Source organism: Thermoactinomyces sp. CICC 10521 (genome assembly GCF_016055135.1).
Lineage (GTDB): Bacteria > Bacillota > Bacilli > Thermoactinomycetales > Thermoactinomycetaceae > Thermoactinomyces_A > Thermoactinomyces_A daqus.
Window position 1 is genome coordinate 42,436 of record NZ_JAECVZ010000001.1, and the last position, 17,037, is coordinate 59,472.

A 17,037-nucleotide genomic window follows, 5' to 3' on the forward strand; every position below is an offset into this window, starting at 1 on the left:
CCCCAAGCCCATTTCTTACGAAAAGAGCTTGAGGTATGTCATCAAGTTCATGTTTTTATTTCTTCACAAAGCTCCCTTCGTTTCTCGACCGGCTGGATCAGTTCAACCACACTTCCCCACCCCAAAACCCATTTCTTCATCTCCAACCAGCTGGACACTTTTGAAAATGGAATCTCACCTACAGCCCCTTCTCCCTCAAACGGGATAATCTTCTGTTCAGGATGCCATTGTTTTCCCGAATTCGCTTAAAAACTTCCTTGTCATAAATCCGAATCACATAGTCATCCTTACTTTTTCCGTGCTCTGCTTCCAACATCTGATTGATATATTGTTGAGCGTGGTTTTTTTTGTAAATCCAAACCTCTTCTTTCATGCCCACACGCGAAGATGAATGAACGGTTCGCATTGGCATAATAGACCGCATACGGGACAAAATAGCGAATATTTTCCTTGTGCTTCAAACACTTCCTGCAGCGAATGATAAAAATGACCTCGGATCTGAGGATATCCGTACTCGCTCACAAAATAGAAATCGGACCATTCCTTCAACCTGCGAACATCTTCCGGATTTAAAACAGAATAGGTGTGTTCCAGAAGTTCGCGATACGCCTTCTCCCCATCTTCCTTCAACAAAGGCTGCACTTGGCGCAAGCTTCAGGGGATAGATTGGCAACTGCCCGCACAAAATTGCCTGCGTAATACCCCCGGCCACGGAGGATGTATTCTTTCTGGTTAACCTTGTTGAGTTTTTCAATCAGATCATTGCGATCCCTTCGTCTCTTCTCTTGAGAAACACCATAACGTTCAGCAGTATCCTTGATCCGGTGGGGACCGGGATCGTGGAGCAACTCAGCGATAATCCCAAGCAAGCGGTCACGATATTTGCTGTGCACTTGGTGAACTTTGGACATGACCCGTTTCCTTTCATGAATGGGGATAGGCTGTCTTTGGTGTATTTATTAATCCATCTTCCTACCGGAGGTGTATTGATTAAGACTATTCCACCATCCCCTACCCGAACCATCGTCGAAGTTTCAATCCTCCTCCATGAATCGTATGATATAAACAATTCCGTCTATTTACTCAAGATTTATATCCCGTTCAGCAACGGCCAACTTATCCCCCTCTCCCAAGTCGCTACTTTGAAAAAGATAAACAAACCTAATGTACTCTATCATTTAATTGGCACCAATTATGCGGTCATCACAGACAAAGTGGCTGACAATCAACTTGGCAACGTCACCACTGCCGCCAAAAAAGTCCTCAATCGGCTCCATTTGCCAGCACATGCGAAAGTCAACTTTAATGGAGCAGCTGAACAACAATCACAAATCTTTCCGCAATTTGCAATGGCGCTCTTGATCGCGATGGGAATTGTTTATTTTGTGATGGTCGTAACCTTTGTTGAAGGCCGTTCGCCGTTTGCCATACTATTCTCGTTGCCTATGGCCTTGATCGGAAGTATTCTCGGTTTATTTCTCTCCGGTGAGCTGTTATCCATCCCTTCCCTGATTGGTGCCTTGATGTTGATCGGCATTGTGGTAACCAATGCCATCATCTTGATCGACCGGGCAAAAACGCAGTGGCAACAAGGAAAATCGATTAGAGAAGCCCTGATCGATGCTGGAACTGTCCGCTTCCGTCCCATTTGGATGACTGCCTTATGCACGATGTTTGCCCTGTTGCCCTTAGCCCTTGACTTTGCTGAAGGCGGGCTCATCGTTATCACCGGCGGGCTGTTCAGTTCCCCCCCCTGACTTTGCTTGTTGTTCCCGTCATGTTTGAATTGCTAAACAGAAAACAAGTCTCCATATCCAATCAAACAAAGTACACAAATGAGGGATCGGTATCAATAATACCTTGTTGATTGTCGTAATTATACTGGTCATGATCTGTTTGGTGAAACGCCAGTTGCAAGAGCGCCGGATCAAAGTGGTCAATATGTGGATACTGCCGCTGATCATGCTTTATTTAAGCTATAACGTGATGCATAAGGATTTTGTTGCTGACATGTTCCATATACTCGTCATTATGCTCGGATTTGTGATTGGTATCCTGCTTGGCATTTTGCGAGGGGCACTAACTGAAATCCGGGTCGACCCCCATTCCAAAGAAATCATCGCCAAGGGCTCCCTAATTGGGGTGATTGTCTGGCTTATCCTAATTGGCATCAAACTCCTGCTTCGCCAGGAACTTACCGGCATCTGGTCCCATGCAAATCTCATTACTTCTGGACTGCTGGCCCTCTCTTTGGGGACCGTCATCTCCAGAAGAGCCTATATTTTTTGGAAATACAAAAAGCTGAGCAATTGAACCGAACAAAAAGCGCTTGCGCATCCAACCTGGGTGTTCAGGCGTTGTTTCCATTCTTTTATATGAACAGGAACATCAAAACAATTAACTTCATTTCGGATCAAAACCCTTCCCCTATTCTTTCTCAAAGTGACCTTATACTTTGAAATCAGCGGGGCGTGTTTATGGGGGTGTTTTGTTCATTTGGAGCACCGGCAAGCGCATTGGCCGTGGCCAGTCCAAAATCATCATGGCAGTGCATCGAAACGACTACACCGGGAAAAGCCTGTTGACGATACGGGTGAGAAGCGCCACCGATTCCGGCGTGGCCACTCCCACTGTATCGGAAATGCTAATCCGCTTCACGCCCAAGCGGACGGCCCTTCCAAGCACATCTAACAGGAACGGTAAATCCGCCCGAGTCGAATCTTCACCGACAAACGTAACTTCAAATCCTTACTTGATGGCGTATTCCACTTTCCGACTTTTCGTATCCATATGGCCCCTGAAACTTACAAAATCCTTGCTAAAAGTTCCCCTACTTTCTCTGCCATTTCCCGTGGTGGATGAGGCATTCCGTTTTTCAGCCACCATTCCACGACACCCACGTAAGCATTTGCAACAAATTGGGCCACTACATCTGCATTTTGACCGAGATTTTTGCCTTTGGTTATATCAACGTCTTTTTTGAATTCCTCGATATTAAACTGAAGGAACCGGCTGCGAAAATAGGGAGCTCCTTCACTCGCCAGCATCGTCGAGAAAAATAAATAATTCCTTTCAAGATATTCCATGCAGTGTACTGTCGATTCAATCCAATCCAATTCCGCTTCCGACTCACAAATGTTACTCATATTCTTGATATGCTCTTCAATGATCTTATCCAACAGGTCAAATTTATCCAAGTAATGAAGATAAACGGTTGCACGGTTGATATTGGCCCTGTCGGCAATATCCTGAATGGTGATGCGATCGAAATTTTTTTCTGACATCAACTCAAGAAATGCTTTTTTAATCGCTTCTCTGGTTCTGATAATTCTTCTGTCCACTTTTACCATGAAATTGCACCAACACTTTCCCAGGGTGATTGATAATTTTTATCGAATTGTTGTTTAAACAACAAATTGGATCGAATTAACGAGTAATACGCCTTGTTTTGTTTACATTTTTATTATAAATTATTGACATATAATGAATAAACATCATCTGTAGTTTTACATGATAGTGATTTGTACGACAAGATGTAATTGATTCCAGTTGAATAGTTGGAAGCATTCTTTACTTAGAATTTGAAGTAAACATCGCTTCTTTTTACAAGAATATTTAAATTATTGGAGGTTTGCAAATGATCACTGCCAAAGCTCGAGCTGTTTATGGTCCGGACAAACCGTTTCAAGCAGCTGAAATTAAAAGGCGCGATCTTGATTCGCATGATGTCCTGATTGAAATTAAATATGCTGGCATTTGTCATTCCGACATCCACACTGCCCGCGGCGAATGGGGACCTGTAAACTATCCACTCGTTCCCGGACACGAGATTGCGGGCATTGTCACGGATGTAGGAGCTGAGGTCACCAAGTACAAAGTAGGTGACCGGGTAGGGGTCGGATGTATGGTGGACTCCTGCGGAGAGTGTGAGAACTGCCGTAAGGGAGAAGAACAATACTGTCTCAATGGCATGGTTCCTACTTATGCCGGTGTGGATAAATACGGCGAGCCTACTCAAGGCGGATATTCCACCCACATTGTCGTAAAGGAAGACTTCGTAGTAAAAATTCCTGACAACATTGAGCTTGACGTTGCAGCACCATTACTTTGCGCCGGTATTACAACCTATTCGCCGCTAAAACGCTGGGGTGCCGGACCAGGTAAAAAAGTGGCCATTGTCGGTATGGGCGGTCTTGGTCATATGGCAGTTCAAATTGCACATGCCATGGGGGCCGAGGTTACCGTTCTGTCGCAAACATTGAAGAAAAAAGAAGATGGCCTGAAATTAGGCGCAGATCATTATTACGCTACAAGCGATCCGGAAACATTCGAGAAACTGGCCGGAACATTTGATTTAATTCTTAACACGGTAAGTGCAAAAATCGATCTGAATGCGTACTTGTCACTGCTCACTCTGGATGGCACGCTGGTTAACGTTGGTGCTCCCGCGGAACCGTTGTCACTAAACGTAATGTCTCTCATCGGTCAACGCCGTTCATTTGCAGGTTCACTGATTGGAGGAATCCGGGAGACGCAGGAAATGCTCGAGTTCTGCGCAAAACACAATGTAGTTCCTAAGATTGAAGTCATTTCAGCCGACCAAATTGATGAAGCCTACGAACGCGTATTGGCTTCAAATGTGAAATATCGCTTCGTGATTGACACCAGCACCATGTAAGTTGCTTCAATATGAAGTCCCAACGGAATTAAATACTAAAGGAAATTTGAGGCGGTCTTTAGGAAACCGCCTCTTTTTTCATTCATCTTTTACTGCGATGGTGGATGGCGCACAGTGCACCCCTCATAAAAAACTGAGTCAGACTTCTTCCGCGTCATGATCAAAAGGGGAATGAAAAAAGCGCATAAAAAAAGAGACACACAGTCCCCCATTTTACGAAACGGCCAGGAATGCGAACATAAGTTCCTTGATGGAGGCGAACCCAACCCGATTGCCCTGCACACAGGCAAAGACTGACAGACAACCAACCACGCTTCGTTTTTCATATCCCAACCGATCAGTGACCCGTTGGACAGTATGGTTTCATACCAAAGGACGATTCATCAATCTGGTCAATGGGAAAGAGAAACGATGAATGCTTACGGGATCAAGAAAAAGAAGCAAGGCCTTTTTATAAAGATGGCGACGATTTAAAGGGACCTTTGGATTTGGGGTAAAATCATGACAGGTAATCACGATGCTGTAAAAGAGGAGTGAACTTTATGAAAGAATTTATTGAGTTGATCCAAAACTCCAACCATCTGGTTGCCCTTACTGGTGCGGGTATGTCGACAGAAAGCGGCCTTCCCGATTTTCGTTCACAAGGCGGGCTATGGTGCGGAAGAGATCCTTACGAAATCGCCAGTCCGCAAGCGATCGGAACAGATGACTTTTTTGAATTCTACCAAATGCGCATTGAAGACCTATTGAAACATAAACCCAATATTGGTCATTATGTGCTCACTAAACTGGAGAAGGAAGGAATTTTAAAAGCGCTTCTTACGCAAAATATCGATGGTTTCCATCAACTGTCAGGAACGCAGAGGGTTATCGAAGTACATGGTCATATGCGCTATCTGGTCTGCTCCCGCTGTGGAAAAGAGTATCCCGCCACTGCTTATCGCCAATGCACTTATTATTGTACAGATGAGAATTGTAAAGCGCCGATTCGTCCGCCAATCGTTCTGTTCGGCGAACCACTGGACTCGGATGCTTGGGATTCAGCCGTTCAAGAAGTAGAACAAGCAGATACGGTACTGGTAATGGGCACTTCTCTTCAAGTTTATCCTTTTGCCGGATTGGTGGAGTTAGCACATGAAACAGGTTCAAAAATCATGATCATCAACAAAACTTCCACTCCTTTGGATTATTTGGCCGATCATGTCATTCATGAGAGCATCAGCAAAATATTAAGTGAAATTGCAACATCCATATTCGGAAACGATTGGTTTGCGCACTTGAAGGAACACAATCAGGTGTAAACCTCAAATTCATAATAACACCGCCATGCAACTTAAGGCCGAAGCCAAAGCCCCCCGTTCTGACTTTGGCCATTTCCGCTTTAAAAGCGAATTGTAAGAATATGAAAAGAGGGGAACGGGCTCGGTCAGTCTTCGATTGCTTGGTAAACCATAGTCCAGAAGTCGTGGATCAGCCGCGCTGAATCCGGGGTGGACATCCCGACCTGGGTGAGCAGGATTCCGATGAGCTGTTTGTCCGGGTCAGCGTACGCCGAGGTGCCGGTACCACCGTCCCAGCCAAACTGACCGATGGACGCGTAGTCACCACGATAGGTGCGCACCGCCATCCCGAATCCCCAGCCGCCATGCTGCCCTTGGCCGAACGATACATGTACGTTGTTTTTGGCCAGTGCGTCTCGGGCAGCTTGTTGCTCGGGTGTGAGGCGGTTGGTGGTCATCAGCTGGACGGCAGGCCGGGACAGGATCCGTTTGGTCCCGTGCATTCCGTGATTCAGCAGCATCTGGAAGTACGAATGATAATCGTCGACGGTGGAGACCAACCCACTGCCGCCTGACTGGAACGCCAGAGGCTGGCTGTATTGTCCGCCTGCAGCTTCGTCCCATACGATAAACTCTCCGGTCTGCGGATCAGGGCTGTAGGCGGTTGGCAACCTGTCAATCTTGTTGGAGGGCACATAGAAACCAGTGTCCTTCATCCCCAATGGATCGAAGATCCGTTCGTGCAGGAACGTAGCGAATGGCTGCCCTGTTACCCTGGCGACAAGTACGCCGAGTACATCGTGACTGATGTGGTACTGCCAGCGCTCTCCAGGCTGGTACATTAGCGGAAGCATTCCAAGGCGGCGCATCCACTCGTCCGGCTCAGGATAATCTGTCATTCTTTGAGGGAATATACCATGCTCAAAAACTGCAGCCATGATTGGAAAGTCTAGCGACGTCAAATCCATTCCAAGCCCGAACGTAGAGGTCAACAGATCCCGTACGGTTATCGGCCTTCGCGCAGGCACGGTTTCGTCGAGCGGGCCATCGACTCGCTTCAGCACCTGCCGGTTGGCGAGTTCAGGCAGCCACTGCTCTACTGGATCATCCAGCCGCAGCTTGCACTCGTCGAGCAGGACCATCGCCGCTGCCATCGTAACCGGCTTGGATGTCGAGGCCATCCGGAAGATCGTGTCCCGGCGCATCGGCGCGCCACCGTCATGGCGCATTGTCCCGATCGCTTCGACGTGAGTCTCACCGCACCGGCTGACCAGGGCGACAAGTCCAGGAATCTTCCCGGACTCGACATGCCGTTCCAGCACGTCACGCATTCTACGCAACCCTGCTTTGGAGAATCCTCTGCTTTTTTGTCCCATCATGAATCTCTCCTTTGTTCTGTCTTTGCGAAAGCTCTGCTTCAGCTATGGGGATGAGAGCGAGCGTCAGGCGAGGGAAGAGGATTTTTACCCCTCTCGCAAGCCTGGAAGACCTTTGTTCGAATAGTAGTAGTTCTTTGAAAACCGAATGCAGGAAACGATCTGCAACGTAAAATCTTCAACTTAATCTTTGACCCCAAAAAGCCTATTCCCCTCTACCGAGCTTTTTACGAATGTTCTCGTTCAATTGTTCTTTTCTTTTTCCGTTCCAAGTTTGCCCTTGAAGCTCATGCAACAGATCATCGCAAAAACCACCGACATCCTGCCCCACTACATCAAGTACATCCATACCCTCTTGTGCTTTTGATTCAAAAAATTCCAGTACATCTTGTAGCACTTTAAACATGAACATGGCAGAGTCATGATCGGCTGCAGAAGTCCATAAGAAATTCTCAATCTCATTCATCACGATCTGATAATCCCTTGGCAGAGAATTAATCCGTTTTTTGTAACGTCTATATTCCGCTTTTTCTTGTTTCCATCTTTGTAAAATCGAAAAAATATTAATTTCCATCTTTATTCTCCTTTAATTCATTTATTTTTGATGCGATAAAATCCCATTTACGCCAAAAGGTTTGGAGTTGATTTCGACCCGCCTCATTGAGTGTGTAGAACTTTCGTGGCGGTCCGATTTTAGAAGGCTTCTTCTGAATGTTGACTAATTTGTTCTTTTCTAGCCTCAGTAAAATCGTGTATACCGTTCCTTCAACAACATCTTCAAAACCTAGGGAATTCAACTTTTTCACGATCTCGTAGCCATAAGTTTCTTTCCGGCTGATGATTTCGAGTACACAACCCTCCAAAATACCCTTTAGCATCTCGGTCAAATCTTCCAAAGCGAGCATCCCCTCTACTTTGTAACACTTAGTACATCTATATAGTATTACTAGGTAGATGGTAGTGTCAATATCCTGATTTATTTTTTCCTGAAAATGTGAAAAATTTGGGGGTAGAAGCAGCGAACACCGAAAACAACGGATGGGCTGATTGCTGATCCGGGATGTCCTGACCAGTAATACAGCCCCGAGGAAACCGTTTCACATGGAAATGTGCTACCATTCCTGTAATTTTTCGACTTCGGTCTCCTGCGCTTTTAATTCTTTATTGATCACACTTAAATCCTGGATCATCTCTTCTTCTGAATACAGTTCACGTAACAACTCCCCTACGAACGCGGTGGATCGATATCCAGGTCGAACTCATACGGATCTTTAAGCGCAACCACATCAAACGGCTCGGGTTCACCAAAACATCTCATATTCGAATCGCCACCTTTCACAAACCTTTTTCTTCATTTTGAAGAAAACGTAATCCGGCTTAGGTACATGTTAAACGCATCACTGATTGAATCAGTAAACATGACAGACACAGATAAAAGATTATGCTAATTGGCTTGTACATATCTCCGAAAGTTAGGATAAACCGTGATCATGGAGAAAGCTGAACAGAACAAAAAAAGCCCGGTTCAGAACAAAATTTCCCCGGCTTTTACAAACTTATGGTTTTCCCCTGTTGTTTTATGGAAATTTGTGCCCTCGGATTAACATTCCAGTTCCTGCTTGCGTTCAACGATATCTTCTTCCTGAATTCGCCCGGTCTTTGCAGCAGCTTGAAGTTCTTTCAGAGGAATGCGTTTCGGTTTTTCTGTTGATGATATTCCAATCCTCCTACCAGAGGTGTATGGATTGAGACGGATCATGCTATTGAGGAAATTGCCTTTGGAGAGAAAAGAGTTTCAATCCTCCTGCCCGAGGTGTATGGATTGAGACGGCGTTCGCTGAAACCTTCAACGTCTTTGGCTCTCTCTAGGGCTTTCCGAACATCTCCTTGTCATAACAGGAAATTCGGCTATCCAGACCCCTAGCAATCATTCTCTGAAGGTGATTTTTCTTATCCCATGCGGGTTTTGGGATTTCCGAACAACTCCGGGGATTTTTTCGAAGCCCCCCTGTGTTCGGAAATGTGTCGCTTCTCCAAGGGATCCAGCATGGTTTGTCCCAATCCCCACGCAGTCTTGTAGCCAAACCCCATCAGTGCCCCATAGGAAATCAATTTCCAAACCATTTGCTGCTTTTCCTTTGGCAAAGCCTTAATATTCATGGCTATTTTCCCCTTGAATCCGATGACGTTAAATTCTCCGAAATGAACCCGCTCGGTGGCCACCTCCACCTGCTCGATCCGGATCAGATGAACCAGCGGTTCAAGATCCCCCCAGTCAACCGGTTCCCCGCTGAAAATCTCATACGCTTTGGCTGCGCTGGACAATAAGCGTTTCAGTTCAGGAAGGGGATAATAGTTCCCTCTTTGATAAAAGGTGGTCGGAGTCAAAAAATGCAGGGTGAAATTGGGTGAAAACTTCTCCTCTATGAAAGAACGGGAGTATGTTTGGCAATGAAACTCCTGAACGATTCCTTTCCAATCAATCAAGTCAATTTCCGGATGAAGCAACAAATGCTGTTGGATACAAGAAATCAGTTCCCGATTCGGCGTGTTAATCCACATCTCCCCTTTCTTCAACAACAGATGGGTCGAAAATACCTGCCGTTTCTTTCTGTCATGAAGAAGTTGAGACAAAACGGGAGACTGGCTTTGGATTGACCTCAGTACAAACGCATGGAATCGCTTTGACAACACTCCGACTGTATTCCGGTGATATGGCGAGTCTGCCATCAAGCGTAAACGGTACATGGAATCCTCCTGTAAAATCGGACTTCTCCTTTCATGAATGGAGATAGGCTTTCATTGGTGTTTTTATTAATCTTCTTCTATCAGAAGTGCCGAAGTTCGCCAGAAAGTTTCATCCTCCTGCCGGAGGTGTATGGATTGAGACATTGACCCAACTTACAATGCGCCCATCCAGCTTGCGTTTCAATCCTCCTGCCTGAGGTGTATGGATTGAGAAGGCGTTCGCTGTACCCCTTAATTTTTATTGGGTTTATCCTTTATTTTCCGAGCATCTCCTCTATTGGACCAAGTTTCTGACTGTTCAACCGGATCTCTTTCTCATCAAAAATCCGGTTTCCCCTTTATTTTTGTGGTCTTCGGCATTTCCGAACATCTCTTGGGTCTTTTTTGAAGCTCAGGGTGTTCGCCAATGACAAACATTTCGGTTGACCGATGAAATTTAAGGTTTACAAAATAGCAACCAATCTTCTTCCACTATTATATCAATTAAAAAAACAATGAAGAGATCGGATTTTGTTAACACCATGATGACAAAATCCTTTTCATCCCATAGCCTGTTCGCTTTTCACTCCATAAAAATCACCGGTTTCCCCTCATTCACCATCCGCTTTTCAACTGCAACATGTTTTTCTGAAGTTTTCACGATCCCCGGCTCAACCCTTGATTTCATATGGAAACAAGCTGTCAATATTCCTGCGGGATTCAATGCGTCACTTCACCACCGGACGGGAATTGTATATCCAATTTTTGCATAAGTTTCTACCTGATAAACTTGATTACCAAACAAATTCCTGTTTTTTCCTTTATGAAATAAATAAAATGCAAACAAAATGGTAATTTTTCGAGTAAAACCCGATCTATTTCATCTTTATTGATAAAATGATAGGGTAATAGAAATGGGTGAATCAGATCAATTACATACCAACAGGAAAGAGGAGATGGTTGATGAAGAGAAAACTGATCATATCCGTGCTGACGGTCTGCCTGACGATCAGTCTGACTCCCGGACCTTTGGAAAAAACCATCCCGACTGCATACGCGACCTCCAAAGCGGAGGAAGGCAAACAAAAACTGAAAGATATTAAATCAAAGCAGAGTGAATCCAAAGCGGAAATCGCCAAAGTCCAAAAACTGATCGACGAGAAGCAAAAGGGGATTCATGAAATTGAAGCAAGAGCAGGCGCTTTGAATGATCAGATCGCCAAATTGAACAAAAACATCGAAGCAAACAAAAAAGTGTTGGAACAATCACGGCAATCCTTGGGAAATAAGCTGAAACGGATCTATTTGCAAGGGAGCAACAGTTATATGGCCCAGCTCTTTGCAGCCGATTCGTTCAGTGACTTCCTCAAACGATACGAGGTATTGCGTTTGATTGTCGAAAGTGATTACCAGGTGTTTAACGAATATATGACTGTGCAAAAAAATCTGGAGAAACAGCAAGCTGAATTGAACGAGAAACAAAAAAGCCTGGCTGCGGAAATGGAAAAGGCAAATGAAGCAGTCAAGCAATATGAAGCTGAGCTGGACAAACACAAAAGCGAATTGGAAGAATATGAAAAGCAAGAAAATGCCGTTTTGAAACAATATGCCGGTTACTTTAACTCAGGCAGCGGCCAATTGGGCTGGCCGACTACACCGGGTATGGTGTACTGGAATTATATGCAGTTCCGCGGGAATCACTATCATAAAGGAGACGATTTTCCGCGTCCGAAAGGAACCCCCATTTACGCTGCGGAAAGTGGTACAGTTTTGAGGGTAAGTACTTCCGACCCGGACGGTTACGGGGTGTATATTGATATACAACATCCAAATGGGTTGCAAACACGGTACGCCCATATGTTTTTAAGCACCGTAACCGTTCATGCCGGTCAGCATGTAAGCCGCGGCCAAAAAATCGCCGAGGTGGGCAACAACGGACGATTTATTGGAGCGACCGGTTATCACTTGCATTTTGAGGTTTGGAAAAACGGGCATACTGTCAATCCCAAACCTTATTTGCAATAACCCACCCCCTTTTGTTCTCAGGCATTTTGGACAAATGAAAAGCGATGCAAAGGCTGCAGGTTCTTACTTGCGGCCTTTTTTTATCTGATCACGCTCATTTGAAATTCCGACCTGTCCATACGATTCCAAGATCGAATTTGTCACTGGTTGACCATTCCGCTCCCGGTCATACAATTCAAAAGTAAATTCCGTCGTATAGTCATGATTTGTTTTCTTATCCAGTTTCTTCATTGGAAATGACCTCACTTTGAAAGTTTTGATTAATTATGCCTTTCATCTCTCTCATTTACTCTGGTAAATTTTATGCTTAACCAAACCGGAGCCGGATTTGGATTGGGCCGTAATTTGGGAAAATCACTTGGTTCCTTTGCCGGTAGACGATCATACAATGATCATGCAAACATACAAAGGAGTGGTTTGATGGATTACGCTTACTGGATATCGCAGTACCCCATGCCCCCCGGGTATCCAACTCCCGGTTATCCTTGGTCTCCGGGGTATCCATTCTATCCAATGACTCCCGGATACCCTTATTCACCTTGGCGTCGTCAGCGAAGATATAATCGGTATCCATACAGATATCCGTATGGGGGCCCGCGCAGTTACGGTTGGGGAGAAAGCTCTGGCAGTTTCTGAATAAATCGATGAGGTAAAGCCAAAGCCCGATTTTTACCCGCTTTGGGGAAAGATCGGGTATTTTGAATCATTTTTGATGAGATGTGGTAACTGAAGTACGCAAAGTTGGTGAAAGAACGCAGAAATGGTCAAGTGGTACCGGAAACTCTTTCGGATACGGGAAGCGAAATCGGGAAGTTTAAACGAGAAGAAGGGGAAAGCAGTTTGCAATTAATGCAGATGCCTCAACGCAAATGTATTCGGAAGACAACTTGAGTTAACTTCCGTCAAATGACGAACCCGTCTGGACACGTGATATGTCAAACCTCATCTTTTCGGTTTCTGATCTCGGAGCCGCTCCCTCTCAAATCGGAGGGAGCATTTATTTGATTCTATCTTGTATTTTTTTCTTTTAACTCCAAATAAACGGCTGCCATATCTAATTTTGCTTTTCCATTTTCTTTTGCAGAACGATAAGTAATATTTGTTGCTTCAGCAAGCGGCAATGTTATGTTCATCCGATCTGCTTCAGCTTTGATCAGTCCTAAATCTTTGGACATGAGTTCCACCATAAATGCAGAAGGGAATTCCTCATTGCGGTACATATCTTTCTTGCCTTGGAATAGCGCAGTATTCAATGCGGACTGGGAGATCATATCCAATACTTTCTCTTTATCCAATCCTGATTTCTCTGCAAATACTAAGGTTTCCCCGATACCTTGTCCGATCACGCCCAGTAACAAATTAATCGCCAATTTTGCCGAACTGCCTTTTCCGCTAGAACCAAAATATATGGTTTTCTTACCTAAAATATTAAAATAAGGCTGGCAAATTTCGATCGCCTGCTGATCCCCTCCCGCAATTATTACTAATTGGCCTGCTTTTGCAACTCCCACTGAACCGGACACGGGTGCATCCAGGTACACGCCGCCCCTTTCTGATACCATGCTCGCAAAGGACATGGTATCTTCCGGGGAAATTGTACTCATGTCCACGACCACTTTACCTGGCCTCATGGCTGCCAAAACTCCATTTTCCTGGGTTAATACAGCCCGAACCGCATTTGAGTCTGACAGCATCATGAAAATAATATCCGATTGCTCCACGATTTCTTTCGGTGAATTCAGCCGGGTTGCTCCCGATTCTGTCAAAGGCGTTGTTTTTTCCCGGGAACGATTATAAACATTCACCTTGCATCCTGCTTGCAAAAGATTCATGGCCATCGGTGCTCCCATATGACCCAATCCAATCCATCCCAATGTATGCATTTCCATACCACCTGTCTTTCAAAGTTACAAGTGTATTATCAGGGAAGTGCAACATACATGCAATATCTGCAACTGTATGATTCTGCCTGTTCAAAAATCAAGTGTCCATTTCGGCCCATTTCATCATGGTCCATGTATGATCACGGACATGATGAGGTAACATGGGATATATCCCTATTATGTATCGGCGTGACGGACCTTAGTCTCCTGACCCGCCGGGGATTACAAGGCAGGAAGGCCTCTTCAATCGAAGCCATAAATGGTGGATGATTGTTCGCAAAATAAGAATAGAAAGCATGGATCGAAAAGAGAAAAATTATTTTTGCCGAAAAAGGGGAAAGGAAGAAAAGCTTATCCATGGAGATGACAGGGTTGGAAAGTCAGGGGAGGAAATTGAGAGATTCATGGATCACGGGTCAAACCATCCGGGTCAACAGAGGTTTTATCTAAGAAGCAGCCGTGCCCTTTCTGGCCACTCCTGTTAACCGACATAAAAAAGCCGGTTTCTTCAGATCGGAACAACCGAAAGAAGAATAACCAGCCAAGACGGTTCCCATGTGACAGGCGGACATTGACTTTTACAAAAATGCATGAATCAAAAACAAAACAGCGAAAGCCAATCCTAACCGCAAATGCCATTTTCGATCCAATCTTCGATACCGAAACAAGCCGGAAACGGGCACAGGCAGCAAAGCGAACAATGCAAGCAACCCGCTGAGATTGTTGAAATCGAACCGAAAACCATAAAGAAAAGCTCCCACCACATGAAGAATGATCAGCCCCATTGCAATGATCGCAACAGGCGTATGCAAACTTCGAGCCACGCGAGACATGGATATCACCCATTTTTTAAGAAAACCCCAACGTTCTGCCAATCGTTTTTGCAGGATGAAAAGACAAACATAATAAGCTAAAACAATAAAAAGCACAATTCTCGCCAACGAACCGATATTCTTAAATGAAGATTTAAATTGAAGGGTATGCAAGGCATACAGGGAAATATGAGCTATTCTCCACAGCCCGATAAAGACAATGGCCGCAGCGAACCCCAGTGCGGCATATACCCATTTGCGTTCCTTCTTGTTTTGTATCCAATGTTTTTTTATCATTTGCTGCATTCTTTTTCACCTTTCTTTATTATTTCTCAAATAGGAAACTAATCCATCACGTGATCCGATTAATCAGTTTTCGGAACCAATAAAAAAAGACTTCCCAGTGGGAAGAAAAGTTCAGATAAGAAATATTTTTTCACCGTTGGGTCATGCCGGAGTTTCGAACGATTTTGCAAGGGGTTATCCAAAAGGAAGGGATTGGTCAGTCGTACATGGCGTTTCGATCACTTTGAACAGTTTAAACATTCTTCATCCATTGCCGATTTACAACAATGATTTCCAATTAAACAGGTACAAAAAAAGAGAACAAAAGATCGTTGCGTATTCACTCCCACGTCTGACGCACTCTCATCCCCATGGCTGAAGCCAGAGGTCAGAGGTCTTCCGGGCACGCAAAGAATAATTATGAAAGGAGTCCGGTTATTCCGGACTCCTTTCATAAACAACAAAATCATGAGGAATCTGATTTTCCTCATCCACTGATCCTGGCTTTCTTTCAATTTCTTTAAAATCAAGGTGTTTGAATTCCGGGAAAAACGTATCACAGTCAAAAGTGTCATGTATCTCCGTGGCATAGATCCGTTTTACGTGCGGAAGAAAGAGTTCAAAGATCTTTTGTCCGCCGATGATAAACATATCTTCCTGGTTATTCATGTTGAGAATGGGTTCCGGATCTTTGAATATCGTAATGTTTTGTTGCTTCAATGGATCATGTTCCACATTACCCCAGCTTGAGGTAAGTACGATATTTGCTCTTCCTTCCAGAGGTTGGCCAATTGACTCGTACGTTTTTCTTCCCATTATAACCGTCTTCCCGAGAGTCATTTGTTGAAAGTGCTTCAGATCATCCGGAATGTTCCAAGGCAATTTGTTGTCTTTGCCAATTCCCCTGTTCTGATCATAAGCTACGATAATATTAAACACAAAACCACTCCAATCAAAATAACGACATTCAGCCAATCTTCTCTCTCCGTGATTATAATCAATAAGTCCGAGATCATCAATTTGGAAACGGTGGAAATACATTACATTAAGTCTTTCAACAATTTGTACTTATCGTAAACAAGCTTCGCTCCCGGACCATCGGTCTGCAAAGATTGGCTGGTTCTGCATCGGTTTGCCGGATGAATCCAATGCTACAAAGCATCATCCTGAATCAGTTGTTTCAACGCATTTTTAATATCGCCATGGAATGTGCCTCCGTGATAACAGATCAGATGATCAATGTCGTAGTCAAGCAATCGCCGGACAGAACGCAGCGCTTCTTCCATATCCAACGTGTACTGCGGATTTGCAATGTTCAGCCTTCCGTGTTCCACCACAACGGCGTCTCCGGCGATCATCGTTTTGCTGAACAGCAAATACAGCGAGATATGCCCCGGCATGTGACCCGGCGTATGGACAATCTCAATGCCGCCGCACCAGGGCAATCGCTCACCAGCCACGACCGTACGGTCAACTGTTGCCGGCTCATAAGTTTGCAAAAAGGAAATGAATCGTTCAGCATCAGCCTTCTCTTCATTTTTGATAACGGCAAGCATGGCTTCTGCTTGTTCGAGTCGCAGAGACTTTTTCTTTCCTTCGATGTAAGGCCGTTCCAGTTCATGCGCAATAATTTCAATGTGCGGATACTTTTTCTTCAGACCGGACAATGCCCCCGCATGATCAAGATCATGATGTGTCACAATGACCCTGGTCAGGCCCGATAACGAAACACCGGCTTGTTCCGCCGCCTTTTCAAGATGATCCCCGGAATTTGGATACCCGCAATCAATCAGAATCATTTCATGCTCATCCTGAATCAGAACCGGTGTATAAACTTGCTTCAGTCCGTCATTTTCAAATTCGATCTCAAGCAAATGGACTTGATGCATCCTGACTCCCTCCGACCTGAGAACTTGGCAAGACCCGCTTTTCTTGCTTCAGCCTCTTAAACATTCCCACCCTTTTTATTAA

The 17,037-nt window shown here is 44.8% G+C and carries 18 protein-coding genes and 1 pseudogene; 5 read left to right on the top strand and 14 right to left on the bottom strand.

What is annotated here, in order from left to right:
* Positions 1–47: 47 nt before the first annotated feature.
* From I8U17_RS18985 to I8U17_RS00300, 3 genes are all read right to left on the bottom strand, one after another.
* Complete coding sequence (locus tag I8U17_RS18985; protein WP_483316474.1) at positions 48–158, bottom strand: WCX domain-containing protein; 111 nt, start codon at positions 156–158, stop codon at positions 48–50.
* Between the two features lie 20 nt (positions 159–178).
* Positions 179–412 carry a hypothetical protein gene (locus I8U17_RS00295; protein ID WP_198058880.1) on the bottom strand — a complete coding sequence of 78 codons (234 nt, stop codon included), beginning with the start codon at positions 410–412 and terminating at the stop codon, positions 179–181.
* 214 nt (positions 413–626) lie between these two features.
* A complete protein-coding gene (locus I8U17_RS00300; protein ID WP_198055262.1) occupies positions 627–911 on the bottom strand; it encodes a hypothetical protein in 285 nt (94 codons plus the stop codon).
* 75 nt (positions 912–986) lie between these two features.
* Between I8U17_RS00300 and I8U17_RS00305 the strand changes: the two genes are divergently transcribed.
* Both I8U17_RS00305 and I8U17_RS00310 read left to right on the top strand, forming a co-directional pair.
* On the top strand, positions 987–1,757 hold the full coding sequence (locus tag I8U17_RS00305) for an efflux RND transporter permease subunit (RefSeq protein WP_198058881.1): 771 nt from the start codon (positions 987–989) through the stop codon (positions 1,755–1,757).
* 103 nt (positions 1,758–1,860) lie between these two features.
* Positions 1,861–2,313, top strand: coding sequence for a CcdC protein domain-containing protein (locus I8U17_RS00310; RefSeq protein WP_198058882.1), 453 nt, complete (start codon positions 1,861–1,863; stop codon positions 2,311–2,313).
* Between the two features lie 249 nt (positions 2,314–2,562).
* Here the strand turns inward: I8U17_RS00310 and I8U17_RS18670 are convergent.
* A pseudogene (locus I8U17_RS18670) lies at positions 2,563–2,730 on the bottom strand (hypothetical protein); the annotation flags it as partial.
* 74 nt (positions 2,731–2,804) lie between these two features.
* The gene (locus I8U17_RS00320) at positions 2,805–3,350 is read right to left on the bottom strand and encodes a TetR/AcrR family transcriptional regulator (protein ID WP_033100924.1); all 546 of its coding nucleotides are present in this window, start codon (positions 3,348–3,350) and stop codon (positions 2,805–2,807) included.
* 287 nt (positions 3,351–3,637) lie between these two features.
* Between I8U17_RS00320 and I8U17_RS00325 the strand changes: the two genes are divergently transcribed.
* Both I8U17_RS00325 and I8U17_RS00330 read left to right on the top strand, forming a co-directional pair.
* Entirely contained in the window at positions 3,638–4,678 is a 1,041-nt protein-coding gene (locus I8U17_RS00325) for an NAD(P)-dependent alcohol dehydrogenase (RefSeq protein ID WP_198058883.1), read from the top strand.
* A 542-nt stretch (positions 4,679–5,220) separates the two neighbouring features.
* Positions 5,221–5,979, top strand: coding sequence for an NAD-dependent protein deacylase (locus I8U17_RS00330; protein WP_052154164.1), 759 nt, complete (start codon positions 5,221–5,223; stop codon positions 5,977–5,979).
* 125 nt (positions 5,980–6,104) lie between these two features.
* Here the strand turns inward: I8U17_RS00330 and I8U17_RS00335 are convergent, their stop codons facing one another.
* The 4 genes from I8U17_RS00335 to cas6 form a co-directional block, all read right to left on the bottom strand.
* Positions 6,105–7,334 (bottom strand): serine hydrolase domain-containing protein, encoded by a 1,230-nt coding sequence (locus I8U17_RS00335; RefSeq protein WP_198055354.1) that lies wholly within the window; start codon positions 7,332–7,334, stop codon positions 6,105–6,107.
* A gap of 205 nt (positions 7,335–7,539) precedes the next feature.
* Entirely contained in the window at positions 7,540–7,908 is a 369-nt protein-coding gene (locus tag I8U17_RS00340; protein ID WP_033100927.1) for a DUF1048 domain-containing protein, read from the bottom strand.
* Positions 7,898–8,230, bottom strand: coding sequence for a PadR family transcriptional regulator (locus I8U17_RS00345; RefSeq protein WP_198055258.1), 333 nt, complete (start codon positions 8,228–8,230; stop codon positions 7,898–7,900). The genes I8U17_RS00340 and I8U17_RS00345 overlap by 11 nt, the downstream gene beginning before the upstream one ends.
* A gap of 1,054 nt (positions 8,231–9,284) precedes the next feature.
* Complete coding sequence (gene cas6 / locus I8U17_RS00350; RefSeq protein WP_033100928.1) at positions 9,285–10,082, bottom strand: CRISPR system precrRNA processing endoribonuclease RAMP protein Cas6; 798 nt, start codon at positions 10,080–10,082, stop codon at positions 9,285–9,287.
* Positions 10,083–11,024: 942 nt separating this feature from the next.
* Between cas6 and I8U17_RS00355 the strand changes: the two genes are divergently transcribed.
* Positions 11,025–12,086 (top strand): murein hydrolase activator EnvC family protein, encoded by a 1,062-nt coding sequence (locus tag I8U17_RS00355; RefSeq protein WP_198058884.1) that lies wholly within the window; start codon positions 11,025–11,027, stop codon positions 12,084–12,086.
* Positions 12,087–12,149: 63 nt separating this feature from the next.
* On the opposite strand, the gene I8U17_RS00360 is transcribed toward I8U17_RS00355, so the two are convergent.
* The 5 genes from I8U17_RS00360 to I8U17_RS00380 all read right to left on the bottom strand — a co-directional run bounded on the left by I8U17_RS00360 (position 12,150) and on the right by I8U17_RS00380 (position 16,955).
* On the bottom strand, positions 12,150–12,317 hold the full coding sequence (locus I8U17_RS00360; protein WP_198058885.1) for a hypothetical protein: 168 nt from the start codon (positions 12,315–12,317) through the stop codon (positions 12,150–12,152).
* 776 nt (positions 12,318–13,093) lie between these two features.
* Positions 13,094–13,969, bottom strand: a complete 876-nt coding sequence (locus tag I8U17_RS00365; protein ID WP_198058886.1) for an NAD(P)-dependent oxidoreductase — start codon at positions 13,967–13,969, stop codon at positions 13,094–13,096.
* A gap of 578 nt (positions 13,970–14,547) precedes the next feature.
* Positions 14,548–15,087: a hypothetical protein gene (locus tag I8U17_RS00370; RefSeq protein WP_033100931.1), complete on the bottom strand. Its 540-nt coding sequence runs from the start codon at positions 15,085–15,087 to the stop codon at positions 14,548–14,550.
* 414 nt (positions 15,088–15,501) lie between these two features.
* On the bottom strand, positions 15,502–16,041 hold the full coding sequence (locus I8U17_RS00375; protein WP_052154165.1) for a dihydrofolate reductase: 540 nt from the start codon (positions 16,039–16,041) through the stop codon (positions 15,502–15,504).
* 176 nt (positions 16,042–16,217) lie between these two features.
* Positions 16,218–16,955, bottom strand: a complete 738-nt coding sequence (locus tag I8U17_RS00380; protein WP_198055252.1) for an MBL fold metallo-hydrolase — start codon at positions 16,953–16,955, stop codon at positions 16,218–16,220.
* Between the last annotated feature and the right edge of the window lie 82 nt (positions 16,956–17,037).

Coding starts and splice junctions, on each gene's coding strand:
- I8U17_RS00295 (WP_198058880.1), bottom strand. CDS start 412: ATGCCAATGCGAACCGTTCATTCATCTTCGCGTGTGGGCATGAAAGAA.
- I8U17_RS00300 (WP_198055262.1), bottom strand. CDS start 911: ATGTCCAAAGTTCACCAAGTGCACAGCAAATATCGTGACCGCTTGCTT.
- I8U17_RS00320 (WP_033100924.1), bottom strand. CDS start 3,350: ATGGTAAAAGTGGACAGAAGAATTATCAGAACCAGAGAAGCGATTAAA.
- I8U17_RS00325 (WP_198058883.1), top strand. CDS start 3,638: ATGATCACTGCCAAAGCTCGAGCTGTTTATGGTCCGGACAAACCGTTT.
- I8U17_RS00330 (WP_052154164.1), top strand. CDS start 5,221: ATGAAAGAATTTATTGAGTTGATCCAAAACTCCAACCATCTGGTTGCC.
- I8U17_RS00335 (WP_198055354.1), bottom strand. CDS start 7,334: ATGGGACAAAAAAGCAGAGGATTCTCCAAAGCAGGGTTGCGTAGAATG.
- I8U17_RS00340 (WP_033100927.1), bottom strand. CDS start 7,908: ATGGAAATTAATATTTTTTCGATTTTACAAAGATGGAAACAAGAAAAA.
- cas6 (WP_033100928.1), bottom strand. CDS start 10,082: ATGTACCGTTTACGCTTGATGGCAGACTCGCCATATCACCGGAATACA.
- I8U17_RS00355 (WP_198058884.1), top strand. CDS start 11,025: ATGAAGAGAAAACTGATCATATCCGTGCTGACGGTCTGCCTGACGATC.
- I8U17_RS00360 (WP_198058885.1), bottom strand. CDS start 12,317: ATGAAGAAACTGGATAAGAAAACAAATCATGACTATACGACGGAATTT.
- I8U17_RS00365 (WP_198058886.1), bottom strand. CDS start 13,969: ATGCATACATTGGGATGGATTGGATTGGGTCATATGGGAGCACCGATG.
- I8U17_RS00370 (WP_033100931.1), bottom strand. CDS start 15,087: ATGCAGCAAATGATAAAAAAACATTGGATACAAAACAAGAAGGAACGC.
- I8U17_RS00380 (WP_198055252.1), bottom strand. CDS start 16,955: ATGCATCAAGTCCATTTGCTTGAGATCGAATTTGAAAATGACGGACTG.